This is a genomic window from Mesorhizobium sp. A556, assembly GCF_054489545.1.
Genome location: NZ_JBTMXA010000006.1, coordinates 14,471 through 37,797, shown reverse-complemented (window position 1 = coordinate 37,797; position 23,327 = coordinate 14,471). Strand labels below are relative to the sequence as shown.

Below are 23,327 nucleotides of genomic sequence, written 5' to 3'. Positions count from 1 at the left end.
GCAAAACGGAGGGACCCTCCGTATAAAGCATTTGGAAGACCGATGCGACCCTCCATCTCGCGGTGTGGCTCTCTGCCCTTCAAAGGGCACCCCGCCTGCCTCGCACAGCCGGCCCCATTGCGTCGATACATATCTGAGACATAGCCGATCGGAGCAACCATGACTCTGTCCATCAGCCTTACTGTCAATGGCGTGCACAAGCACGTCATGCTCGAAGATCCAAGGGTGACGCTACTCGACCTGCTGCGCGAACGGCTCGACCTGATCGGAACCAAGAAAGGCTGCGACCGCGGCCAATGCGGTGCCTGCACGGTGCTGGTCGACGGGCGGCGGATCAATGCGTGCCTTGCACTGGCCGTCAGCTTTGACGGCGCGGATGTACTGACCATCGAAGGGCTGGCCGTCGATGGCCGGCTCGATCCGGTCCAGGCCGCGTTCATCGCCCATGACGGTTTCCAGTGCGGATACTGCACGCCTGGCCAGATCATGAGCGCGGTGGGTCTTATCCGCGAGGGCGAGGCCGGCAACGACCCGGAGCGCATTCGTGAAGGCATGAGCGGCAATCTGTGCCGCTGCGGTGCCTATGCGGGAATCGTCGAGGCCGTGCTCGATGCGCATCTGTCCAGCGAAAAACAACGGAGCGTCGCATGAACCTGTTCGACTATATCAGGCCGGCCTCGGTGGCTGAGGCCATAGCTGCGGCCTCCGAACCCGGAGCCGCCTATCTCGGCGCCGGCACCAATCTGCTCGACCTGATGAAGATCGGCGTGCAGCGCCCCGGCCGCCTCGTCGATGTCACCCGGCTGCCGGGGCTTGACCGGATCGAGTGGCTTGCCGATGGCGGCCTGCGCATCGGCGCGATGGTGCGCAATTCCGACCTGGCCCGCGATCCGGCCTTCGCTACGGCATATCCCGTCGTGGCCGAGGCGCTGCTTTCGGGAGCCTCGCCGCAATTGCGCAACATGGCGACCGTCGGCGGTAATCTGATGCAGCGCACGCGCTGCGCCTATTTTCAGGACACCGCCAGCGCCTGCAACCGGCGCGAGCCTGGCTCCGGCTGCGATGCGCGCCACGGCGAAAACCGCACCCATGCCGTTCTTGGCTGGTCCGACGCCTGCATTGCCACGCACCCGTCCGATTTCTGCGTGCCGCTGGTCGCTCTCGATGCGGTGGTCGAGATCGAAGGGCGGTACGGGCTTCGCGAGGTGCCGCTGGAACAGTTCCACCCGCTTCCCGGCTCGACGCCGGAGCGCATCAGCGTGCTGGAGGCCGGCGAATTGATCGTCGCGCTGCGCCTGCCGCCGGAGGCTGCCGGTTTCCGCAGCCATGCCCGCTATCTGAAGCTGCGGGAACGCACGTCCTTTGCCTTCGCGCTGGTGTCCGCAGCCGCCGCCCTGCAGATCGAGGGCGGCACGATCCGAGCCGCCCGGCTTGCCCTGGGCGGTGTCGCCGCCAAGCCCTGGCGCGCCCGCAATGCCGAGGCGCTGCTTGAAGGGGCAGCACCGACGCCCGAGATTTTCGCCCAGGCGGCAGAAGCGGCACTCGCCGACGCGGTGCCTTCGGGCGACAACGCCTACAAAATCGAGCTTGCGAAACGGGTGGTGAAACGCGTCCTGCTGCTGGCGGCGACTGGCACGCCGGATCGTATGCCAGCCCTGCCCGCATCCGCCTTCAGTTCCGACACCGGAGCCCACGCCCATGCCTGATACCATTCCCTTTCCCGCCCCGCATGTCCGTCTTGGTTCGTCCAGCGGCCAGCCGCTGAACCGGCGTGACGGCATTCTCAAGGTCACGGGGGCGGCGACCTATGCGGCCGACAATCATCCCGTAGGCATGCTGTATGCGGTTGTCGCGACCAGCACCATTGCACGCGGCCGCGTTGCCTCGCTCGACGTGTCTGCGGCAAAGGCCCATCCAGACGTCGTCGAGGTCATCACGCCCGCCAACCGACCTCCGCTGGCGCTCGACCCGGACGCAAAGCAAGGCCTGTTCAGCTTCCGCATCGAAGTCTTGCAGAACGACCGCGTGCGCTACGCCAAGCAGCCCATCGCCGTTGTTATTGCCAACACGCTGGAGGCCGCCACCGAGGGCGCGCGCCTGCTGGCCCCGACCTATGAGGCGGAGCCGGCGCGGATGGGCTTCGATGACGGAGAACATTATGACCCGCCTGCGGTGGGAATTGGCGCTCCGCCCAGTTTCGATCTTGGCGACCTGGCCGCCGGGCTCGGCGCGGCTACCCACCAGACTGTTACGGAGTACGAGACCCCGACGCAGTACCACAACGCGATGGAGCCGCATTCCATCGTTGCCGAATGGGACGGCGACCGGCTGACCATCGACACGCCGAACCAGGCGATCGTCATGGCGCGGGGGGCATTCGCCGCGTATTTCGGCATTCCGGCCGAGAACGTGCTGTTGCGCAGTCCGTTTCTTGGCGGCGGCTTTGGATCGAAGGCGATCCTGGCCGGCCCGCAGGTGCTCTGCATCCTCGCGGCGCGGATGCTTGGCCGGCCGGTCAAGCTGGCTCTGTCGCGCGACCAGATGTTCGGACCGGTCGGCCATCGCGGCGCGACGCGCCAGACGCTTCGGCTCGGCACGGATGCCGAGGGTCGGCTGACGGCGCTGGAGCACAGCGCGATGGCGATGACCAGCAGTTTCGACGACTTTGTCGAATCCGCCGCCAACGCCTCGCACAATCTCTATGCTAGCCCCGCGATCTCGACCCGGCATTCGGCGGTCCGGGTCGATACCGGAACACCGGGGCCGATGCGGGCGCCCGGCGAAGCCTCCGGCTCGGCGGCGCTCGAATGCGCCATGGACGAGGCGGCGCTGGCCTGCGGGCTCGACCCGCTGGAGTTTCGCCTGCGCAACTATGCCGAGACCAACCCGGCGACGGGACGGCCATTTTCGGCCAAGGCGTTGCGCGCGTGCTATGCGCAAGGCGCCGAACGGTTCGGCTGGGCAGGGCGCCCCCTATTGCCGCGACAGATGCGCGACGAAGCCGGCCGCCTTGTCGGCTGGGGCATGGGCACCGCCCAGTTCCCCGCGCCGATGTTCCAGGCCGAGGCGCGCGCCACCTTGCGCAGCGACGGCACAGCACTGGTCGAAACCTCCGGCGCCGACATGGGGCAGGGCGCATGGACCGTGCTCGCCCAGATTGCCGCCGACGGGCTGGGTCTGGATATCGACAGGATAGAATTCCGGTCCGGCTCGTCGGATCTTCCCGATGGCGGGGTCGCGGGTGGCTCGGGCCATACCGCCACGGCCGGAAGCGCGCTTCACAATGCCGGGGGAGACGTCATCGCCAAACTGGCGGAGATTGCCACCAAGGACCCGGCCTCGCCCCTGTACGGAGCCGGCAACGCCGGGGTCGAGGCACGCGACGGGCGGCTCTACCATGGCGGCGACAAGGGCCGGAGCGAAAGCTATGCCGATATCCTCGCACGCGCAGGCATCGCCTCTCTCGAGGGGCGCGGCACGGGCGGTCGCGATCCAGCCGACGCGGAAGCGCGCGCGATGTTTTCGCATGGCGCGGTCTTCGCCGAGGTCAAGGTCGATCCCGACCTTGGCCAGACACGGGTCACGCGGCTTGTCGGTGCGTTCGCGGCCGGGCGGATCATCAACCCCAAGCTGGCGCGCAGCCAGCTATATGGCGGTATGATCTGGGGCCTGTCCTTCGCGCTGCATGAAGAAGCGCACCACGACCGCCGTACGGGCCGGCCGATGAATGCCGATCTGGCGGGCTATCATGTCCCCGTCCATGCCGACATTCCCGAACTTGAAGCGCTGCTCATCGACGAGGACGATCCTTACGTCAATGTGTTGGGCGTGAAGGGCGTGGGCGAGATCGGCATCACCGGGACCGTCGGCGCGATCGCCAACGCCATCTGGCACGCCACCGGGGTGAGAGCGCACCGCTTTCCCATCCGCATCGAGGACATCATTCGGTAAGGCAGAGGCGAGTGGCGGGCCGCGAAGGCATGTATCCGCGAACGAAAGCAAGGCGATAAAAGCAGGAATCGGGTGGCTGTCCTCCCGGCCCCGTCGCTAGATCCATGGCGTAACGGTCAGGAAACACGTCATGGAACTGGAAAACAAGTCGATCATCGTCACCGGAGCCAGCAGTGGCATCGGCGCGGCGGCTGCTTTGCTGTTTGCGGAAGAAGGGGCCAATGTGGTCCTCGGCGCGCGCCGGCCGGCCGAACTCGAAACCCTGGTGGGAACGATCAACCGCGGCAATGGCAGGGCCGTCTGTCTGGCCGGCGACGTGAAGGACGAAGCCTATGCCGACGCCCTTGTCGATCTCGCCACAAGGGAGTTCGGCGGGCTGGACGGCGCGTTCAACAATGCCGGCATCGTGGGAGAAATGGGTCCGGTTCCCGATATGGGGATCGGCAACTGGAACGATGTCATCTCGGTCAACCTGACGGCCGCTTTCCTGGCCGCCAGTGCGCAGATACCGGCCATGAGGAAGCAGGGAGGCGGCTCGATCGTCTTCACCTCGTCTTTCGTCGGCTTCAGCAATGGCGGCATGCCCGGAATGGCGGCCTATGCGGCATCCAAGGCCGGGTTGATCGGACTGGCGCAGTCGCTGGCATCCGACCACGCCGCCGAAGGCATTCGCGTCAACGCGCTGCTGCCCGGAGGCACGGTCACGCCGGCCGGAGGAGAAGGGAACCCGGGCGTCATGGAATTCATCGCCAACCTGCATCCGATGAAGCGGATGGCAAGCGCCAGGGAGATCGCGCAGGCAGCACTTTTCCTTCTGTCCGATAGGTCGAGCTTCATGACGGGAAGTCCGATGATCGTCGATGGCGGCATGTCGGTTCGGCTGACATAGCCGACCAGGCGGGCAGCTGTCCGGAGGCGGCAAGCCGGCTGACGCGTGATCTTGCAATTTGCGTGTCGTGAGCTGTCAGGAGAGACATTTCCGGAAGCTGTCGGCGGGTCGCAAAAATGATATATGCGTCGGCTCGCCGCTGCTTGGCGAGCGAGCAAAAACCTCGTCGCGACCGCCGGATGATGCCATGAACGACGCTGTTGCTCTCGCAGGGAAAGTGTTCGCCTTTCCCGATCGTTCCCCCGCCGCCATTTCGGCACGGGGCCTGGTGAAGACGTTCGGCAAACTGCGCGCGGTCGACGGCATCGACCTGGAAGTGCCGCGCGGCATGATCTTCGCCATCCTCGGGCCGAACGGCGCCGGCAAGACCACGCTGATGCGGATGCTGGCCACGCTTTCGCGTCCCGACGCCGGATCGGCCACCGTCATGGGGCACGACCTGGTGCAGGCCCCGCACGAGGTGCGCGCGGCCATCGCCATGACCGGGCAGTTCGCTTCGCTGGACGAGGATCTGACCGGCCGGGAAAATCTCATCCTGCTCGCCCGGCTTTGGGGTTTTCGCGGCCGTGCCGCCAAAGGCCGGGCCGATGATCTGCTGGCGGTTTTCGGCCTGTCCGATGCGGCGGCCAAGCAGGTGAAGGCCTATTCGGGCGGCATGCGGCGGCGGCTCGATATCGCCGCGTCGCTAGTCGTCACGCCGGGCGTGCTGTTTCTCGACGAGCCCACCACCGGCCTCGATCCGCAGGCGAGAAAGGATGTCTGGGGCATGATCCGGGAGCTTGCCGCTTCGGGCGTGACGATCCTGCTGACCACGCAATATCTGGAAGAGGCCGACCAGCTTGCGGCGCGCATCGCCGTCATCGACCATGGCCGCAAGATTGCCGAGGGCACCAGCCGCGAACTGAAAGCGGCCACCGGCTCCGGCTTCCTGCATGTGGCGCTTGCCGATCCAGCGCGGATCGAAGAGGCGGCGGCCATCCTCGAGCAGCGGCTGGCGCATACCGTTCAGCGCAGCACCGAGGGGGCGGAACTTTCCATTCTGGCGGGAACGGCGAAGGCGGCCAATGAGGCGGTCGCCGCCCTTGTCGCCGGCGGCATCGACCTGTCTGATTTTTCCATGGGCCAGCCGAGCCTGGACGAGGTTTTCTTCGCCTTGACGGGCAAGCCGGGCAAGGGCGAAAGCCAAGGCGGGGGCGAAAGCCAGGGGGAGGAGAGGGGATGAACGAGACCACTTCCCTGATGCGGCTTGAACGGGTGGCGCGGCCCCCGCGGCCATCGGCGCTTTCCAACGCGCTCGTCTTCGGCTGGCGCGCCGTATTGAAATTCAAGCATGTGCCGGAGCAACTCTTCGATCTCGTCATGACGCCGATCATGTTCACGCTGCTCTTCACCTTCGTCTTCGGCGGCGCGCTTGCCGGGTCGCCGGGCGAATATCTGCAGTTTTTCCTGCCCGGCATTCTCGTTCAGACCGTGGTGTTCAACGCCGTCTATTCGGGCATGGGCCTGTCGACCGATCTCGGAAAAGGACTGTTCGACCGGTTCCGGTCGCTGCCGATCTGGTCGCTTTCGCCGTTTGCGGGCCTGATGGTGGGCGATATCCTGCGCCATCTGATTGCCGCCTCCATCATCCTCACCATCGGCCTGATCCTCGGCTACCGGCCGGAGACCGGCATAGCAGGCGTGCTTGCCGCCTTCGTCATGCTGGTCGCCATCGGTTTCGGCATGGGCTGGGTGTTCATCGTGCTTGGGCTGTTGATCCGCACGCCGACCACGGTGATGACGTTCGGCTTCATGTTCCTGTTTCCGCTGGTGTTCGCCTCCAACATCATGGTCGACCCCGGCACCATGCCCGATTGGCTGCGCGCTTTCGTTGCGGTCAATCCGGTGTCGCTGATGACCACCGCGTTGCGCGGGCTTTTGGGCGGCACCGCGACTTTCGAGCAGGTCGCGCTGGCTCTGATCGCGCCGGTGGTGCTGACCGCGATCCTCGCGCCGACGACGCTTTGGCTGTATCTCAGAGGCGATAGGTGAACGGTGACGTCACCGGACCTGCTCCTCTTCCTCGCTGATGCGACACGGCTCGAACGGTAGATCTGCGAGCTGTGTCATCGACATTTCCCTGAGCGCCGGATGCGAGAGTGGGTCTCGTCGCCACTCTTCCGGGTCCCCATCGGACGATCCAGCCGCCGCCCACTCGCGCAGCGCGCGTGCCCAGCCTAAGATCATAACTCGTCGCTCGTGTTCCATCCGGACCTCCTTTCGGGGCGTGCGAGACACGGAAGGCAATTTGCTGTAGGCAGCATCATACAAAGGAATGAACTGGAGTTCAATACTTAATGGCCTATCGTCGAACACCCAAGATGCAGACCCGCATCGACACCGCGCGCGATCAGATCGTTGCGGCAGCGCGCCGTCTGGTCGCCAGGTCCGGCTATGGCGGAACCGGCATACCGGACATCGCAACGGAGGCGGGAATTTCGACGGGCAGCGTCTACAGGCATTTCCCGTCAAAAACGGTCCTCTTCGCGGAAGTCTATCAGCAGGCTTCCCGCCATGAGATCGAAGCTTTCAGCCAAGCCGCCGAAACGAAGGGGACGACGCCCGAGCGCCTGGCAAGAATGGTGGAAACCTTCGCCCGGCGCGCCTTGGCGGGTCGCAAGCTGGCATGGGCTTTGCTGGTCGAATCCGTCGGCCCGGAAATTGACGCCGAACGGCTCAGGTTTCGCGAACCTTACCGCGCCATCATCGAAGACGTGATCAACGAAGGCATCGAGGCCGGGGAATTCCTGCCACAGGATGCTCGCATCACGTCGATGTGCATCGTGGGCGCGATTATCGAAACGTTGCTCGGGCCTTTGAGCGAGGCCCCACAGGCAGGCCACGAGGACAACCTCGTCCAAAACCTGGCTCATACCTGTCTAAGGGCGGCCGGCCCGCTCAAAGCGCCCCCGGCCGGAGGCGCCGCACACGCAAATTGATTGATCGCGGCTGGGGCGCCGAACGGAGACCGGATGCTCGAAGGCCAGTGCCCTGCCGATCGCGCCCGCTCCGAAAGGGTTTTCGGAGCGGGGCATGAATTCACGCGAACAGACGTTCCGGCTTCGCGTCGCGTTCCCGGACATGGCTTGGAAGGCCGATGCGGCCGAGCGTTTCCAGGAAGGGTCGCGCTGGCAGGTCTTCGACATTCGCCATCTTCTTCACGTCCCACTCGCCGGTCGCGATCAGCATGGCGGCGGCGACGGCTGGTACCCCCGCCGTATAGGAGATGCCCTGGCTGCCCACCTCGTCGTATGCCTCCTTGTGGTCGGCGACGTTGTAGATGAAGATCTCCCGTTCCTTGCCGTCCTTCATGCCCTTGACGAGATCGCCAATGCAGGTCTTGCCGGTGTAGTCGGGCGCCAGCGACGAGGGGTCGGGCAGCAACGCCTTCACCACCTTCAGCGGCACGACTTCCAGGCCTTCCCCGGTCTTGATCGGCTGCTCGGAGAGCAGTCCGAGGTTGTTCAGCACCGTGAAGACGTTGATGTAGTGGTCGCCGAACCCCATCCAGAAGCGCACGTTGGGCACGCCGAGGCGCTGCGATAGCGAATGAACCTCGTCGTGGCCGGTCAGGTAGGCCTTCTGCTTGCCGACGACCGGCAGATCCCATTCGCGGCCAATTTCGAACATCTTGTTGGACGTCCATTCACTGTCCTGCCAGGACCAGACCTGCCCCGTGAACTCGCGGAAATTGATCTCCGGGTCGAAGTTGGTGGCGAAGTAGCGGCCGTGGCTCCCCGCATTGATGTCGATGATGTCGATGGAATCGATCCGATCGAAATACTCGTCCCTGGCGAGCCGCGCATAGGCGTTGACCACGCCTGGATCGAACCCCGCGCCGAGGATCGCGGTTACGCCCGCTTGCTCGCATTCTTCCCGACGCTTCCACTCGTAGTTGGCGTACCAGGGCGGAGCCTCGCATATCTTCAGCGGGTCCTCGTGGATGGCGGTGTCGATATAGGCGGCCCCGGTGTCTATGCAGGCCGAAAGAACAGACATGTTCAGGAATGGCGAACCGACATTGATGACGATGCGCGCGCCGGTCCGTTCGATCAGCGCCTTCGTTGCCTCAACGTCCATGGCGTCGAGCCGGTGCGGTACAATCCGGCCATCGCCCTTCAGCGCGTTCTTCTCATGGACGGAAGCGACGATCGCCTCGCATTTGGCCAGCGTGCGCGAGGCGATGTGGATGTCGCCGAGCAGGTCGTTGTTCTGCGCGCATTTGTGAGCGGCCACTTGCGCCACGCCGCCGGCGCCGATGATGAGGACATGCTTCTTCATTTCGGGGGAAATATTCCTTCTTTCAGCTATTCTCTGGGGCCTTCAGGAAAGGCTTGCTTCGTAGTCCGCATAGCCGAACTCGCGAACCGTCCTGACCGTTCCATCGAGTTCGCGGATCGCGATGGCGGGCATATGCACGCCGTTGAACCAGTTCTTCTTCACCATCGTGTAGCCGGCGGCGTCCTGGACCGAGATCCTGTCGCCGACCTTCAGAGGCTCCTCGAAGCGGAAGGTGCCGAACACGTCGCCGGCCAGGCACGACTTGCCGCACACCATGTACTCATGCGGTCCGGCATCGGGCTCGATCTTTGCCTGTTCGCGGTAGATCAGCAGGTCGAGCATGTGGGCCTCTATCGAGGAATCGACGATCGCGAGGTGCTTTCCATTGAACAGCGTGTCGAGCACGGTGGTCTCGAGCGTGGCGCAGCCGGTGATGGCCGCCTCGCCCGGCTCAAGATAGACCTGCACCCTGAAACGCTCGGAAAAGGCACGCAGACGCTGGCAAAGCGCATCGATCGGATAGTCTTCGCCCGTGAAATGGATGCCGCCGCCGAGGCTCACCCAGTCGGCATGGTGGAGGAGATCTCCAAAGGCTGCTTCCACCTGGTCCAGCATTCTGGAAAACAGGCCGAAATCGCCATTCTCGCAATTGTTGTGGATCATGAAGCCGTTGATGCGGTTCAGGACGGCCTCGATCCTGCCTGTCTCCCGCTCGCCTAGCCGGCTGAAGGGGCGCGCCGGGTCGGCCAGGTCGAAGCTCGACGAACTGATCCCGGGGTTGAGCCGCAGCCCGCAGGCAATTCCGCCCACGCGCGCGCTGAAGCGTTCGAGCTGGCCAATGGAATTGAAGATGATCTTGTCGGCATGCGTGACAGCCTCGTCGATCTCATGGTCCGCCCATGCCACGCTGTAGGCATGGGTTTCTCCGCCGAACCGGGTTCGCCCCAGCCTGACCTCGTTGAGGGAGGAGGAGGTGGTGCCGTCCATGTAGGGCCGCATGAAATCGAAGGCCGACCACGTGGCGAAGCATTTCAGGGCGAGCAGGGCCTTGGCGCCGGATTTCTCACGCAAATAGGCAATTCGCTCGAGATTGCGTAGGAGCTTGGCCTTGTCGATCAGGTAATAGGGCGTCTGCATCAGGTTCTTGGCATCCATTTTGCTGAGGGGTTCGGGTGACGGCCTAAGGGCTGCGCCTTGAATGGGAAATTCTCATGTCACGTTCCATCGATGCGGCACTGTCAGTTTCGCAGGAATCAACCGCAATCTTATGAAATGTCCCGGAGCAGGGTTACGTGCGGATCAGATGTTGAAGAGCCTGCTCCGGGAAGGGACGCGCCCTTCTCCGGCAAGCCTCGAAACCCTGATGAAAGTCTCCATGCACATGATGGTGTTTATAGAGACTGGTGTCGGTCTATTCAAGGCGACCCGCCGGAAGCGGCGCGCTATCGGACACATCCGCCTGCCACAACGGCGACGAGGCGAGCAATCGTTCGGTAATGCCGATTAGAATGATCTTCTATTCCAGTTGGATAATTTGGAACAGATTTTGCTAGAAGGGCGCAGATTTCGCTTTGAAGTTGCAAGAGTACGTAAATGACTGCCGCTGCCGCCATATCCGAGCTACGCCTTAAAAATTCGATCGCCCAGTACATGCCGGGTCTGGTGCTGGTCGGTGTCATCACCGCATCGGCCTATGGATTGAGGCACATTCCGTCCGTGTCGCAATTGAGCCCGATGATCTCGGCGATCTTCGTGGGAATGCTGTTTGCCAACGTGGTCGGCGTCAACACATCGGCGGCAGCCGGCATTTCGCTCTCGGGCAAGCGGCTGTTGCGCCTGGCGGTTGCCTTGCTGGGACTTCAGATCTCTTTTGCGCAACTCGCCGAGATCGGCGTCACGGGAATAGGCTTTGCCGCATTCGGATTGCTCTCTACATTCCTGTTCACGGTCTGGATGGGCCGGCTGCTGGGCGTCGACCGCGACCTGACCCAACTGCTGGCTGCGGGCACGTCCATCTGTGGTGCGTCGGCAATCGCCGCGGCAAATGCGGTGACGGGCGCCGATGATGAAGATGTGTCCTACGCCGTCGCCTGCATCACGCTGTTCGGCACCATCGCGATGTTCCTGTTTCCCTTCGTCGGCCTGCTCGCCGGGCTCTCGACGCAACAATACGGCCTGTGGATCGGCCTGTCCGTGCATGAGGTCGCGCAGGTCGTTGGCGCGGCATTCCAGGGCGGGGCCGAGGCCGGCGAAATCGCGGTCGTGACCAAGCTGGCGCGCGTCATGATGCTGGCGCCGCTGATCATCGGCCTGTCTTGCTTCCTCGCCCGTCCGTCGGGGCACGCCGAGGCCACGCGTGGCCGCACGCCGCTCGTGCCTTTCTTCGTGATCGGCTTCCTGATATTGGCGGCGCTCAACAGCTTCGGCCTTGCGCCGGAGATCGTTCGCGCGCCAATCGTTGCCTCCACTCCGGTCCTGCTGACGGCCGCCATGGCCGCGCTGGGGCTTGGAACCAACATATCCAAGCTGAAAAAGCATGGCTTGCCGCCTTTGTTGCTCGCAGCCATGGGATCGGTGTTTATTGCCGGCGTCAGCTTTTTTATGGTGACGTTTGTGCTGTAATGAGGATACGCCATAAGGCCTGCAAAGTCGTCCCAGGGAAACGCATTTCGTGACATTTGACCAGCTCAGGATTTTTCTGGCGGTGGCCGAGCGCGAGCATGTGACCCGGGCGGCGGAAGCCCTCAATCTCACCCAGTCCACCGTCAGCGGCGCGATTGCGGCACTCGAATCCCGGCACAATGTGAAGCTTTTTCACCGCGTCGGGCGGCGTATCGAATTGACGGGCGAGGGCAGGATATTCGCCAGCGAGGCGAAAGCGATACTTGCCACGGTCCGCTCGGCCGAAGCCACGCTGGCCGATCTCGGCGGCGCGCCGCATGGCACGCTTTCCATTTTCGCCAGCCAGACAATTGCCAGCTACTGGCTGCCGAAGCATCTGGTCCAGTTCCGCAAGGCCTATCCCAAAATAGACTTGCGCCTGGAAGCCGGCAACACGGCCCAGTGCGTGCGCGCCGTAAATGCCGGAATTGCCGATCTCGGCTTCATCGAAGGCGTCATCACGGAGCCGGGTGTGTCGGTCAGGTTGGTCGCGCGCGACCGCCTCGTCATAGTGGTCGGTAGCGACCACCCCTGGGCGAAAGACGGGCCGCCGTCGCCCCAGGAATTGGGTCAGCAACAATGGGTGCTGCGCGAGAGAGGTTCTGGCACGCGCTCCAGCTTCGAGGCAGCCATTCATGCGCATGGCCTGCGGCCGACGGAACTGCATGTCGCGATGGAACTGCCTTCGAATGAGGGCATTTGCACCGCTGTGGCGACAGGCCAGTACGCGGCGGCCGTTTCCGAGACCGTCGCGCAAGCGGGGGTGAGCGCAGGGCGGCTGGTGGTGGTGCCGTTCGAACTCCCGTCACGGGCGTTCAGTCTCATCGTGCAACGAGAGCGCCACCGGAGCCGTGCCAGCAAAGTGTTCCAGGACATGATAAATCTCGCCTCCCAAGGCGACGATTAAGGCCCTCCCGGCTTGCGGCCCGGCAACGCCCGGATACACAGTCTTAAAGCAGCTGTTCCTCATAGGCCGATGCCGTGCGCGATGCAGCCATTTTGCCGCTCGACATAGCGCGACGGCAACACATTTGCGCGGTCGGCGATCTCGAAGAAGGTCGCGCCGGGCCGGAACAGTTCGATATTGCTATGCACCTGCCTGTGGGCTGCCTCATAGAGGCGGCGCTGGTCGTCCGTGGGCTTGCGATCGCCGGCGATCCAACTGCGCGAAATGTCCGCCGAATAGCCATGCGGCCCGATCAAATCCGAATCGAAGGCGATCATGTCGCCATTCTCGATGACGCGCGCGCTTGCCTCCTGGTACCAGGTTGGTCCTGGGGCCTGAATTGAGCAGGCGCGTTTCGATCCATTCGCCACCAAGCTCGATGTTCGCCTGGTGCAGGTGCGCCCAAAGCGCCATCTCGGTGATGCCGGGTTCCCGCGCCATGTCCATGCGGCGCATGCCTTCCTCGCAGACCTGGACGGCCTCGCATATCGCCACGACTTCGTCGACGGTCTTGATGACCCTTGCCATGTTCACGGGCTCCTGGCCGTCGATGACGCGCACGCCGCGCGCCTCCAGCGCGCGCAGGCCGGCGGGTCGAGCCGGTCGACCCGTGTTGCAGGGATCGTAACGAAGCGCTGGCTCGCGCCAACCCGGAAAAGCGCAGCCGCACCCATGCGGACGAGAAGGAAGGCGTCATCGGCCCTGGAACCCCGCGCGGGTTCTGTTGGCGTCTCGCTTATTAATCTTCGTAATGCGGGGTTTGGCCCCTGTTTAGCCGAGCACGAAGCCTATCTCTTCGAGGGGATTTGCGGGTTGGCTCGCGGATTACCGCATTATCCGACATCGGATCACGACGTCGTTGGTGAGGCCACTTGGCGATGCGCAGGCAAATCACGATCTCTGTCGTTGCAGCCCTATGTCTCGTCGCGGGCGGACTTTATTTTTCACCATCGACCGTGGAAAAAATCCGGCAGATGGTGTCCGCGCCCGCGCCGCGAGCCGCCGACAGTTCCGGTTCCACCGGTGGCCGGGCGAAGGGCGCAGCCGTGGTTTCCGCCACCGCGTCGACCGCTGATTTCCCGATCCGGCGCTATGCCATCGGCTTCGTCGCTTCGCCGGCCGTGGTCGCCATCAGTGCGCGGATATCCAGCCAGATCGACAGGATCGCGGTCAAGGACGGCCAGACGGTCAAGGCCGGCGACCTCCTTTTCACGCTCGACGACCGCGCCTTGAGGGCGCAGGTGGAGCGCGACAAGGCGACGATCGGCAAGGACCAGGCCATGCTGGTGAGTGCGCAAGCTGACCTCGGACGCGCCAGGGACCTTGCCACCAAGCAGGCGGGAACCGAGCAAGCCTACGATCAGGCGCTGGCCGCGCAGAAATCGGCCGAGGCGACGCTCGACGCCGACCAGGCCCAGCTCGATGCCGACATGGTGCAACTGGGCTTCACAACGATCACGGCGCCGATAAGCGGAAGGCTCGGCGCGGTCAGCGTGACGGTGGGCGATCTCGTCACGACATCGAGCGGCAACGCGACAGTGACGCCTTTGGTCACCATCACCCAGATGGACCCGTTGCAGGCCGATTTCAGTCTTCCCGAGACCGATCTTGCGCTGCTGCACAAGGCGCTCGCTTCGCCGCAGACCGCCTCGGTCACGCTGCACAGCGACGACGACCCGAAGCCGATCGGCAAGGGAACGCTGGATTTCGTCGATTCCAGCGTCGACACCGCATCCGGCACCATAGCGACAAGGGCCAGCGTGCCGAACCCCGATCTTTCGCTGTGGCCCGGCCAATATGTGAATGTCATCCTCGATGCCGGGGTCATGCCGCAAATGGTTTCGGTGCCCACAGTCGCCGTGCAGCCGAGCCAGAAGGGACCGTTCGTCTATGTCATCAAGCCGGACAATACGGTCGAGCAGCGCCCGGTCACGGTCACGCTGACCGAGGGCGACAACAGCGCCATCGCCAGCGGATTGAAAAGCGGTGAGCGCGTCGTCACCGATGGGCAGGCGCGTCTCAAGGCGGGTGCGATGGTGCACGACGACACACCGCCGGCTGCCGGCAGCGCGAAAGCCGCTTCCAAAACGGCCAAGGGCGACAAGGCGGGCGGGCAGCGCCCATGATCTCCGAATTCTGCATCCGCAGGCCTGTCGCCACGCTGTTGATGTCGCTGGCATTGGTGCTGGGCGGCCTGTTCGCCTACAAGTTCCTGCCGGTAGCGGCCTTGCCGAGCGCCGAATTTCCGGTGGTCAATGTTTCGGCGTCGCTGCCCGGCGCTTCGCCGGAAACCATGGCGACAGCGGTGGCCACCCCGCTGATCAAGCAATTCTCGACGATTGCCGGCATCGATTCCATGTCGACGACCAACTCGCTCGGCTCGACCTCCATCGCCATCCAGTTCGTGCTCAACCGCGACATCGACGCGGCTGCCGCCGACGTGCAAGCGGCCATCGCGCGCACGCTGCGGCAATTGCCGCCGCAGATGACCGCCCCGCCAAGCTATCGCAAGGTGAACCCCGCCGACGCGCCGATCCTGATCCTGTCGCTGGTCAGCGACACCATCCCGCTCACCGATCTCGACGCCTTTGCCGAAAATGTCATTTCGCCGTCGCTGTCGACCATCGACGGCGTGGCGCAGGTCTCGATCTTCGGGCAGCAGAAATACGCCGTCCGCATCCAGATCGACCCGACGGCGCTCGCCGCGCGCGGCATCTCCATCGACGAGTTGCAGACGGCCATCGCCTCGGCCAATTCGAACACGCCGCTCGGTGTACTCCAGAACGACACGCAGCAACTGACGATCACCGCCGATACGCAGCTTAGCAACGCGGCCGGGTTCTCCAACCTCATCATCGCCACCAGGAACGGCCATCCGATACGGCTGGGCGAGGTGACGCGCGTCATCGATTCGGTCGAGACCACCACGACCGCCAGCCGCTATGACGGCACGCGCGCCGTGCTGCTTGCCGTGCAGCGCCAGCCCGACGCCAATACCGTCGACGTGGTCGACCGCGTCAAGGCGATGCTGCCCGCCTTCCAGGACCAGATGCCGGCGGCGGCCTCGATCAAGCTGCTCAACGACCGCTCGACCTCGATCCGCGCCGCCGTCAACGACGTGCAGTTCACGCTGCTGCTCACCATCGTGCTGGTGATCCTGGTGATCTTCCTGTTCCTGCGCCGCGTCACCGCAACGATCATTCCCGCCGTCGCGGTGCCGATCTCGCTGATCGCGACGCTCGGCGTCATGTATCTGTTCGGCTTTTCCATCGACAATATTTCGCTGATGGGGCTGACGCTGGCGGTCGGCCTTGTCGTCGACGACGCCATCGTCATGCTGGAAAATATCTTTCGCCACATGGAGGAGGATGGGCTGTCGGCGTTCGACGCGGCGCTGAAAGGCTCGCGCGAAATCGGCTTCACCATCATCTCGATCTCGATCTCGCTGGTCGCGGTGTTCATCCCGGTGCTTCTGATGGGCGGCGTCATCGGCCGCATCTTCAACGAATTCGCGGTGGTGGTAACGGTCGCCATTCTGGCGTCGATGTTCGTGTCGCTGACGCTGACGCCGATGCTGTGCGCGCGGCTCTTGAGCGTACCTTCCAAGGAGGAAGCGAGAAAGCATGACGAGGCGCACAAGCACGGCATCTTCATGCGAAACTATGATGTGACGCTGTCGTTTTGCCTGCGTCACACTTTCCTGATCTTCCTCGTCTTCGCGGTGACCGCCGGCATGTCGGTCTGGCTGTTGGAAATCTCGCCGAAGGGCTTCTTCCCGCAGGAAGATATCGGCCAGCTTTCGGTGACCACGCTGGCGCGCCAGGATATTTCCTTCGATGCGATGACCAAGCTGCAAGGCGAGGTCGCGACCGTCTTTTCCAAGTCGCCCTACGTCGCCCATGTCGCCTATTCCGTCGGTAGCGGTTCGCGGGCGCTCAACCAGGGCCAGCTTTTCGTCGAGTTGAAGGCGAAGGACAAGCGGCCGGACATCGAGACGGTACTGGCGAACCTGCGGCGTCAGCTTGCCGACGTGCCCGGCATCGCCACCTACATGCAGCCGGTGCAGAATTTGCGCCTCGGCTCGCGCTCCTCGGCCAGCGCCTACCAGCTTGTCGTGCAGGGGCTCGATACCGGCCAGACCGACATCTGGGCGCAAAAGCTGTCCGATGCGATGGCGGCCGATCACACCGCCTTCACCGACGTCACCAACGACTTGCAGAACAACGCGCTACAGGCGTCGCTGGTGGTGGACCGCGACAAGGCGGCGACGCTCGGCATCGACACCGATACGCTGCGCGCCAGCCTCTATGACGGCTTCGGCACGCAGCAGGTTTCGACCATCTTCGGTTCGGCCGACAGCTACGAGGTGATCGTGGAACTCGATCCGAAGATCGAGTGGTCGCCGGAACGGATGCTGGCCATCCAGATCAAGACCACGAGCGGAAGCCTCGTGCCGCTCGGCGCTTTCGCCCATGTCGACCGGACCGCCGGCGCATTGACCGTGAACCAGCTCGGCCAGCTTCCGGCGGTCACGATCTCCTACAATCTGCCGCAGGGCGTGGCGCTCGGCGACAGCGTCACCCGCATCAATGCCCTCAAGGTCGAGATCGGTCTGCCGAAAACGATCTCGACCACCTTTGCCGGCACGGCCAAGACGTTCGAGGATTCGCTGGCCAATCAGGGCCTGCTGATCGGCGGCGCGATCCTGACCATCTATATCGTGCTCGGCATCTTGTACGAAAGCTTCATCCATCCGCTGACGATCCTGACCGGCCTGCCCTCGGCGGTGATGGGTGCGTTGGTGGCGCTCAGGCTGGCGGGCATGGACCTGTCGGTCATCGCCATCATCGGCATCCTGATGCTGATCGGCATCGTCAAGAAGAACGGCATCATGATGATCGATGTCGCGATCCAGTTGCGGCGCGAAGGCAGGACGCCGGTCGAAGCCATTCATCAAGCCTGCCTGATGCGCGCCAGGCCGATCATGATGACGACGCTGCAGCGTTGATGGGCACCATCCCGATCGCGCTCGGCACCGGGGCGAGCGCCGAACTGCGCCAGCCGCTCGGCGTTGCAGTGGTCGGCGGTTTGGTCGTTTCGCAGGCGCTGACCCTGTTCGTCACGCCGGTGCTTTACCTCTACATGGAAAGCTTTTCCGGCTGGCTGCTCAGCTTCGGGTGGAGTGCGCGCTGGCAGCGATGAGTTCATCCAGAACCACAGCAGCCCCACGGCTGCCGGGCGTCATGACCGGGTCTCTTCGTTTGGACACAGCGATCAACGCATTGCGGCAACACCCGTTCCGTCTAATGGAGGGATGGGCTATGGATGCAGCGCAAGCTGCCAAGAGGACCAACAATTGCCAGACATGTTTTTTCGAGCCTGCCCGCATTTTCCGGAGCAGCCTGTGCGATGAGCGCCTTACTGTCCTATCAACGCTACGCTGCTTTCGTCATCATAGGGCTGGTTCTGGTCGGCTCGGTCGTCGGCGCTGCATTCTACAGCAAATGGATGCTTCTGCTCGTGCTGAGCGCAGGTTGGCTTTTCCTGCTTGGTGTCCGCGACTTGCGCCAACACAAGCATTCCATCCTGCGCAACTATCCGGTCGTGGGGCATTTGCGCTTCCTGCTGGAGAGTTTTAGGCCGGAAATCCGCCAGTATATCATCGAAAGCGACCACGACGAGGTTCCGTTCAGTCGTGAGGATCGCGGGCTGGTCTATCAGCGCGCCAAGGGCGCGGAGGACAAGCGGCCCTTCGGTACAATCGAAAACGTCTACAGTTCGGGCTATGCATGGTTGACCCATTCGGCCTTGCCGGTCACCATTGGCGAAACCGACTTCCGGGTCCGTGTCGGTGGCTCGGCTTGCAGGCAACCCTATAGCGCCAGCCTCTACAACATCTCGGCCATGAGCTTTGGCTCGCTGTCGGCCAACGCCATCCTGGCCCTCAATTCCGGTGCGAGAATGGGCGGGTTCGCCCACGACACCGGCGAGGGCAGCATCAGCCAGTATCACCGCAAGGGTGGCGGTGACCTGATCTATCAGGTCGCATCCGGCTATTTCGGTTGCCGCAACGACGATGGCAGTTTCTCGCCGGAGCGGTTCGAGCAACTGTCGTCGGACCCGCAGATCAAGATGATCGAGATCAAGCTGAGCCAGGGGGCAAAGCCCGGCCATGGCGGCATGCTGCCGGCCTCGAAGATTTCAGCTGAGATCGCGCAGGCGCGCGGAATCCCGATGGGGATGGACTGCCTGTCGCCAGCCGCGCACGGCACGTTCTCCACGCCGGTCGGCCTCATGGAGTTCGTCGGCCGCCTGCGTGAACTGTCGGGCGGCAAGCCGGTCGGTTTCAAGCTGTGTATCGGCCACCGCCGCGAGTTCATGAGCATGGTCAAGGCGATGTTGAAGACCGGCATCGTTCCCGACTTTATCGTGGTCGACGGCGCGGAAGGCGGGACCGGCGCCGCGCCGGTCGAGTTTGTAAACCGCGTCGGAATGCCGATGCTCGAGGGTCTCACCTTCGTGCACAACACCCTGCGCGGCGCGGGGCTGCGCGACCAGGTGAAGATCGGCGCGGCGGGCAAGATCGTCAGCGCCTTCGACATCGCCCGCACGCTGGCGCTTGGCGCGGACTGGTGCAACGCCGCGCGCGGCTTCATGTTCGCGATCGGCTGCATCCAGGCGCAGGCCTGCCACACCAATCGCTGCCCGGTGGGCATCGCCACGCAGGACCCGATGCGCCAGCGCGCCATTAATGTCGGCGACAAGAGCGAGCGCGTCGCCCGCTTCCACCGCAATACGATGAAGGCGCTGGGCGAGATCGCGGGCGCGGCCGGCCTCAGCCATCCCAGCGACTTCATGCCCTACCACTTCATGTTCCGGCAGAAGGATAATGAGTTTCTCGACGGCAACGAAGCTTACCCTTACCTGCCGGAGGGGTTTCTCGTCTGCGACGAGGAGTTCCCCGAACTGTCCGACTGGTACAGCCGCTGGGGCCGTGCCCATGCCGACAGCTTCGCGCCACCCGAAATCCCGCACGGGCCATTCCAGAAACGCAGGAAGGTAAAAGACGCCGAAACGCCAGGTCTGGTTTCGCTATCATAGGCTTTTCAGCGAGCGATGGCACAGAAGACGCGCAGAGGGCCTCCGGCGAATAGGGAATGTCATGCGCCATGCGGTATTGTCGAAGCGGCGGCTCCCTGCCTGATGTGTGAATAAACCGACCCCTCTTGTCGCTACACAAGAGGCCCCAAACGACGCGGTGGCTATCTTTGGCAGACGACCAGTTTGCTTAAGGACCTACCGCATGCATAATTTGGAAGTCGCTCAGGCGCGTGACCTCATCTGGTCCGCCCTTACCGGGAGCGGCCTGTCACCCGCCAATGCCGGATACTTCACCGACGCCATCCTCGATACGGAGTTGTCGGGACTGGAGGGCCACGGGTTTTACTGGCTGCAATTCTACTGCCAGCATCTACGCAGCGGCAAGGTAAACGGCAGCGCGGTTCCGGGTGTCGAGGCCGTTACCAGCACCAGCTTCCGCGTCGATGCCAGGCATGGTTTTGCCCATCCGGCGATCGAGGCCGGCTTTGAAAAGCTCATCCCTGCCGCAAAGACACATGGCATCGCGGCCATGGGCATCTACAATTCCTATAATGCCGCCACGCTCGGCTATCACACAGGGGTACTGGCCCGCGCCGGATTGCTGGGTATCGGTGCCACCAATGCGGTCCCGACAGTCGCACCGGTCGGTGGCCGCACGCCGATCATCGGCACCAATCCTATCTCCTACGCCGTGCCCGCGCCAAACGGTGAGATCGCGTTTCTCGTCGATCAGTCGGCAACGGCCGTGGCGTGGACTGCCGTCAAGCGCGCGGCGGAAGCCGGTGAAGCTATTCCTCTCGGCTGGGCCTTGGATGCGAACGGGACCCCGACCACCGATGCCGAAGCGGGCCTGGCGGGCTCGATGGCGCCGGCAGGCGGGGTCAAGGGTTTCAGCATCGGCCTGCTCGTCGAAATCCTCTGTGCCGCTCTGGGTGGGGGAAAGCTTGGCTCGGATCAGGGCTCGTTTACGGATGATGACGGGCGCCCCATCGACAACGGACAGTTCTTCATTGCGATCAACCCGGACACGTTCTCGGGCGGGGGGTTCGCAGGGACCGTCGAAGCGCTGAAACAATCGATTACCGCGCAAGAGGGCGCCAGGCTTCCAAACTCTCGGCGGGAGGCCAACAAGGTCAGGCTTGCGCGCGACGGGCTACCGATCGAGGACGATCTCCTGGCGCGCCTGAAGAGCCTTGCATGAATGAAACGGGCATCGCCGAGTTCCTCAAGCCCGAGGGCCTCTGGCGGGGTACGCTGAAGGTCAAGACACTCAAGGGCGGCTATCTGAATGACGTCCTGCGCGTAACGACGGGTGGAAACGACCTACGTATTCAAGCGCTTCAGCGCCGCCATGACCGGCACGCTGTTTCCCAACCTTCCTACAGACGAAGATGCCGGGCGAGGCCGGCACCTATGAGGTACGTTACCTCGACGTCAGCGGCCGCAAGGTCTTGGGCCGCGCCATCGTGGAGGTGAAGTGAGCATGACACCGACCAGACACGCTATCAAGACGGCGTTCGCCGCCTTCGCTCTGGCCATCTTGGCCTCGTCGGCGAGGGCTGAAATCGACGGCCACGGCCCGGACGCCTGGCGCGTGACGGGCGTGTCGTCCAACGACAAGCTCAATGCGCGCATGGGGCCGGGCACCAATTTTCCGGTGATCGAGGCCTTCGCCCACAATGAACGCGGCATGCAGCAGATCACCTGCGTGCCGTTCTATACGGCCGCCCATTATACGGCGATGAGTGAAGCGCAGATCAAGGCCCTGCCGCCGCGCTGGTGCCTGATGCGCAACAGGTCGATGAGCAAGGCCGGCTGGGTGGCGCAGCGCTTCATCACGCCGGACGACGCGGTCGCCGCCCCACGCGCCCAGGCCAAGCCGGCACCTGCGGCGCATGAGCCCTACGCAGCAAACCCCGATATCGATCCGGTTGCCCAGGCGCAGGATCTGGTGCGTGAAATCTACGAGCGTCAGTTTCTGTCCGAAAGCGGCGGGACGCCAAGCCCGTTCGATCCGTCGGTGGCGCGCAACTACTTCACCGACGATATCGTCGCCTGGCTTGCCTCCGGCAATGTCGACGCGCACCCGCTCTATGGCGCGCAGGATTTCGATGGCTCGATAGGGGAACCGACCCCTGACCCCGACCGGCCGATGCTGCGCGGCATGATCACCATCAATGTCGACTTCACCAATTTTGGCCGGAAGCAGCGCGTCGTCTATTTTTTGCGCGCCGATACGACCAGAAGGGGCGCGCCGCTGCGCATTTTCAGGGTCGAGCACGACGGCTGGTCCTACCCCTGAACGCTGCGGCCGAGGGGTTGCTTGGTGCGCCCGCCTAATTCTTGTCGACGGGCTTTGAGCGCATGCGCGAGACGGTCTCGCGTTCGGCGCGCTTGCCGCGCAGCGGCGGCAGGCCACGGTCGACAAGGTCCATGTCCTCGAGAACCATGTCGCCCATGCGCTTGAAGGCGATGTCCAAGGCACCCGCGCGATGGGCCGAGCGAATGAAGCCCGGAAGCGTGCGTACGGGATGGTCTTTTACTAGCGGTTCCTGCGGAAAGACGTCGCTGGCGGCAACGATGTGGCCACTCTTCACGGCGTCCATCAGGGCTGGAAAATCCACGACATCGGCGCGAGACAACAGGATGAACGCGGCGCCCTTGCGCATTCTGGCAAAGGCGTCGGCTCCGAGGAACCCCTTGTTTTCGCTCGTTACGGAAGCGACGACGAAGACGAAGTCGCTTGTCGTCAATACATCGTCGAGCGTGGCCGGGTGAACGTCGTTTTCGATCAGGATCGACGGCGGCAGCCATGGGTCGAACACTTTGGTGCGCGTGCGAAAGCCCGATAGCAGGCGGTTGAGCGCGCGGCCGAGATCCCCAAACCCGACGATGCCTACATCCGCGCCGGAGAGAAGTCGCGCGGTCTTGTTGCCGTCGCCGCCCCATAATTCGTGCCCCTGCCGGAAAGCGAGATCGGCGTCGATGATACCCCGGGCGAGATTGAGCGCCATGGCAAGCCCCAACTCGGCCACCGGCTCCGCGAACACCAGCCCGGTGGTAACGACATGGATGCCGCGCGCAAACAGCGTCTCGTAAGGCATGTTGTTGATCAGGTTGGTTTCGACATTGAAGATGCAGCGCAAGGACCGCATCCGCTCCAGCGTTTCCGGATTTATCGGTGGCTGGCCGACGATGTAGCGCGCCTCGGAAAGCACGTCGGTGGGCAGATCCGCCACGCCTTCGGCCGATGTCTCCACGATGCGGTATTTCGACCGCAACAGCGCCAGCGCGGCCGGTTCGAAGATGAGATCGAGCGTGCGCGGCTCGGGTGCGCTGATGACAAGCGGCAAGGCTTTGTCGGCCATGGCATTTTCTCCCCGGCGAGCATCCGCCTCGCCAACTTTTGAAATTCTAAAAAGGGTGGCGCAGGATGAAACGATTTACAATCACAAAAAA

18 protein-coding genes and 1 pseudogene are annotated in these 23,327 nt (G+C 63.6%); 15 read left to right on the top strand and 4 right to left on the bottom strand.

Annotated elements, in window-relative coordinates:
• Nucleotides 1-159: 159 nt before the first annotated feature.
• From ACX3P0_RS13965 to ACX3P0_RS13935, 7 genes are all read left to right on the top strand, one after another.
• Entirely contained in the window at nt 160-651 is a 492-nt protein-coding gene (locus ACX3P0_RS13965; RefSeq protein ID WP_459089327.1) for a (2Fe-2S)-binding protein, read from the top strand.
• Complete coding sequence (locus ACX3P0_RS13960; protein WP_459089325.1) at nt 648-1,706, top strand: FAD binding domain-containing protein; 1,059 nt, start codon at nt 648-650, stop codon at nt 1,704-1,706. The genes ACX3P0_RS13965 and ACX3P0_RS13960 overlap by 4 nt, the downstream gene beginning before the upstream one ends.
• Entirely contained in the window at nt 1,699-3,951 is a 2,253-nt protein-coding gene (locus ACX3P0_RS13955; protein ID WP_459089323.1) for a xanthine dehydrogenase family protein molybdopterin-binding subunit, read from the top strand. Before ACX3P0_RS13960 ends, ACX3P0_RS13955 begins: the two co-directional genes overlap by 8 nt.
• A gap of 130 nt (nt 3,952-4,081) precedes the next feature.
• Nucleotides 4,082-4,840, top strand: a complete 759-nt coding sequence (locus ACX3P0_RS13950; protein ID WP_459089321.1) for an SDR family oxidoreductase — start codon at nt 4,082-4,084, stop codon at nt 4,838-4,840.
• A gap of 187 nt (nt 4,841-5,027) precedes the next feature.
• A complete protein-coding gene (locus tag ACX3P0_RS13945) occupies nt 5,028-6,062 on the top strand; it encodes an ATP-binding cassette domain-containing protein (protein ID WP_459089319.1) in 1,035 nt (344 codons plus the stop codon).
• Nucleotides 6,059-6,871: an ABC transporter permease gene (locus tag ACX3P0_RS13940; protein ID WP_459089317.1), complete on the top strand. Its 813-nt coding sequence runs from the start codon at nt 6,059-6,061 to the stop codon at nt 6,869-6,871. Before ACX3P0_RS13945 ends, ACX3P0_RS13940 begins: the two co-directional genes overlap by 4 nt.
• A gap of 305 nt (nt 6,872-7,176) precedes the next feature.
• The gene (locus ACX3P0_RS13935; RefSeq protein WP_459089315.1) at nt 7,177-7,818 is read left to right on the top strand and encodes a TetR/AcrR family transcriptional regulator; all 642 of its coding nucleotides are present in this window, start codon (nt 7,177-7,179) and stop codon (nt 7,816-7,818) included.
• Between the two features lie 100 nt (nt 7,819-7,918).
• On the opposite strand, the gene ACX3P0_RS13930 is transcribed toward ACX3P0_RS13935, so the two are convergent.
• Both ACX3P0_RS13930 and ACX3P0_RS13925 read right to left on the bottom strand, forming a co-directional pair.
• Nucleotides 7,919-9,160, bottom strand: a complete 1,242-nt coding sequence (locus ACX3P0_RS13930; RefSeq protein ID WP_459089313.1) for a saccharopine dehydrogenase family protein — start codon at nt 9,158-9,160, stop codon at nt 7,919-7,921.
• Nucleotides 9,161-9,202: 42 nt separating this feature from the next.
• Nucleotides 9,203-10,300: a carboxynorspermidine decarboxylase gene (locus ACX3P0_RS13925; protein ID WP_459089627.1), complete on the bottom strand. Its 1,098-nt coding sequence runs from the start codon at nt 10,298-10,300 to the stop codon at nt 9,203-9,205.
• A gap of 453 nt (nt 10,301-10,753) precedes the next feature.
• Here ACX3P0_RS13925 and ACX3P0_RS13920 point away from each other — a divergent pair, with 453 nt between their 5' ends.
• Nucleotides 10,754-11,782: a YeiH family protein gene (locus tag ACX3P0_RS13920; protein WP_459089311.1), complete on the top strand. Its 1,029-nt coding sequence runs from the start codon at nt 10,754-10,756 to the stop codon at nt 11,780-11,782.
• A gap of 49 nt (nt 11,783-11,831) precedes the next feature.
• Nucleotides 11,832-12,728: a LysR family transcriptional regulator gene (locus tag ACX3P0_RS13915; RefSeq protein ID WP_459089309.1), complete on the top strand. Its 897-nt coding sequence runs from the start codon at nt 11,832-11,834 to the stop codon at nt 12,726-12,728.
• Nucleotides 12,729-12,787: 59 nt separating this feature from the next.
• On the opposite strand, the gene ACX3P0_RS13910 is transcribed toward ACX3P0_RS13915, so the two are convergent.
• The gene (locus ACX3P0_RS13910; RefSeq protein WP_459089307.1) at nt 12,788-13,138 is read right to left on the bottom strand and encodes a M24 family metallopeptidase; all 351 of its coding nucleotides are present in this window, start codon (nt 13,136-13,138) and stop codon (nt 12,788-12,790) included.
• Between ACX3P0_RS13910 and ACX3P0_RS13905 the strand changes: the two genes are divergently transcribed.
• The 6 genes and pseudogenes from ACX3P0_RS13905 (at nt 13,108) to ACX3P0_RS13880 (ending at nt 22,170) form a co-directional block, all read left to right on the top strand.
• Nucleotides 13,108-13,395, top strand: coding sequence for a hypothetical protein (locus ACX3P0_RS13905; protein ID WP_459089641.1), 288 nt, complete (start codon nt 13,108-13,110; stop codon nt 13,393-13,395). The genes ACX3P0_RS13910 and ACX3P0_RS13905 overlap by 31 nt on opposite strands.
• 250 nt (nt 13,396-13,645) lie before the next feature.
• Nucleotides 13,646-14,893, top strand: coding sequence for an efflux RND transporter periplasmic adaptor subunit (locus ACX3P0_RS13900; RefSeq protein WP_459089305.1), 1,248 nt, complete (start codon nt 13,646-13,648; stop codon nt 14,891-14,893).
• A pseudogene (locus tag ACX3P0_RS13895) lies at nt 14,890-17,969 on the top strand (efflux RND transporter permease subunit). The gene ACX3P0_RS13900 and the pseudogene ACX3P0_RS13895 overlap by 4 nt, the downstream one beginning before the upstream one ends.
• Nucleotides 17,970-18,176: 207 nt before the next feature.
• A complete protein-coding gene (locus tag ACX3P0_RS13890; RefSeq protein WP_459089303.1) occupies nt 18,177-19,868 on the top strand; it encodes an FMN-binding glutamate synthase family protein in 1,692 nt (563 codons plus the stop codon).
• A gap of 202 nt (nt 19,869-20,070) precedes the next feature.
• A complete protein-coding gene (locus tag ACX3P0_RS13885) occupies nt 20,071-21,069 on the top strand; it encodes an Ldh family oxidoreductase (protein WP_459089301.1) in 999 nt (332 codons plus the stop codon).
• Nucleotides 21,070-21,351: 282 nt separating this feature from the next.
• The gene (locus tag ACX3P0_RS13880; RefSeq protein ID WP_459089299.1) at nt 21,352-22,170 is read left to right on the top strand and encodes a hypothetical protein; all 819 of its coding nucleotides are present in this window, start codon (nt 21,352-21,354) and stop codon (nt 22,168-22,170) included.
• 34 nt (nt 22,171-22,204) lie between these two features.
• Here the strand turns inward: ACX3P0_RS13880 and ACX3P0_RS13875 are convergent, their stop codons facing one another.
• Nucleotides 22,205-23,236: a hydroxyacid dehydrogenase gene (locus tag ACX3P0_RS13875; RefSeq protein WP_459089297.1), complete on the bottom strand. Its 1,032-nt coding sequence runs from the start codon at nt 23,234-23,236 to the stop codon at nt 22,205-22,207.
• Between the last annotated feature and the right edge of the window lie 91 nt (nt 23,237-23,327).

Excerpts from the sequence above, each read along its gene's own strand:
- ACX3P0_RS13965 (WP_459089327.1), top strand. The coding sequence starts at position 160 with ATGACTCTGTCCATCAGCCTTACTGTCAATGGCGTGCACAAGCACGTC.
- ACX3P0_RS13960 (WP_459089325.1), top strand. The coding sequence starts at position 648 with ATGAACCTGTTCGACTATATCAGGCCGGCCTCGGTGGCTGAGGCCATA.
- ACX3P0_RS13955 (WP_459089323.1), top strand. The coding sequence starts at position 1,699 with ATGCCTGATACCATTCCCTTTCCCGCCCCGCATGTCCGTCTTGGTTCG.
- ACX3P0_RS13950 (WP_459089321.1), top strand. The coding sequence starts at position 4,082 with ATGGAACTGGAAAACAAGTCGATCATCGTCACCGGAGCCAGCAGTGGC.
- ACX3P0_RS13945 (WP_459089319.1), top strand. The coding sequence starts at position 5,028 with ATGAACGACGCTGTTGCTCTCGCAGGGAAAGTGTTCGCCTTTCCCGAT.
- ACX3P0_RS13940 (WP_459089317.1), top strand. The coding sequence starts at position 6,059 with ATGAACGAGACCACTTCCCTGATGCGGCTTGAACGGGTGGCGCGGCCC.
- ACX3P0_RS13935 (WP_459089315.1), top strand. The coding sequence starts at position 7,177 with ATGGCCTATCGTCGAACACCCAAGATGCAGACCCGCATCGACACCGCG.
- ACX3P0_RS13930 (WP_459089313.1), bottom strand. The coding sequence starts at position 9,160 with ATGAAGAAGCATGTCCTCATCATCGGCGCCGGCGGCGTGGCGCAAGTG.
- ACX3P0_RS13920 (WP_459089311.1), top strand. The coding sequence starts at position 10,754 with ATGACTGCCGCTGCCGCCATATCCGAGCTACGCCTTAAAAATTCGATC.
- ACX3P0_RS13900 (WP_459089305.1), top strand. The coding sequence starts at position 13,646 with ATGCGCAGGCAAATCACGATCTCTGTCGTTGCAGCCCTATGTCTCGTC.
- ACX3P0_RS13890 (WP_459089303.1), top strand. The coding sequence starts at position 18,177 with ATGAGCGCCTTACTGTCCTATCAACGCTACGCTGCTTTCGTCATCATA.
- ACX3P0_RS13885 (WP_459089301.1), top strand. The coding sequence starts at position 20,071 with ATGCATAATTTGGAAGTCGCTCAGGCGCGTGACCTCATCTGGTCCGCC.
- ACX3P0_RS13880 (WP_459089299.1), top strand. The coding sequence starts at position 21,352 with ATGACACCGACCAGACACGCTATCAAGACGGCGTTCGCCGCCTTCGCT.
- ACX3P0_RS13875 (WP_459089297.1), bottom strand. The coding sequence starts at position 23,236 with ATGGCCGACAAAGCCTTGCCGCTTGTCATCAGCGCACCCGAGCCGCGC.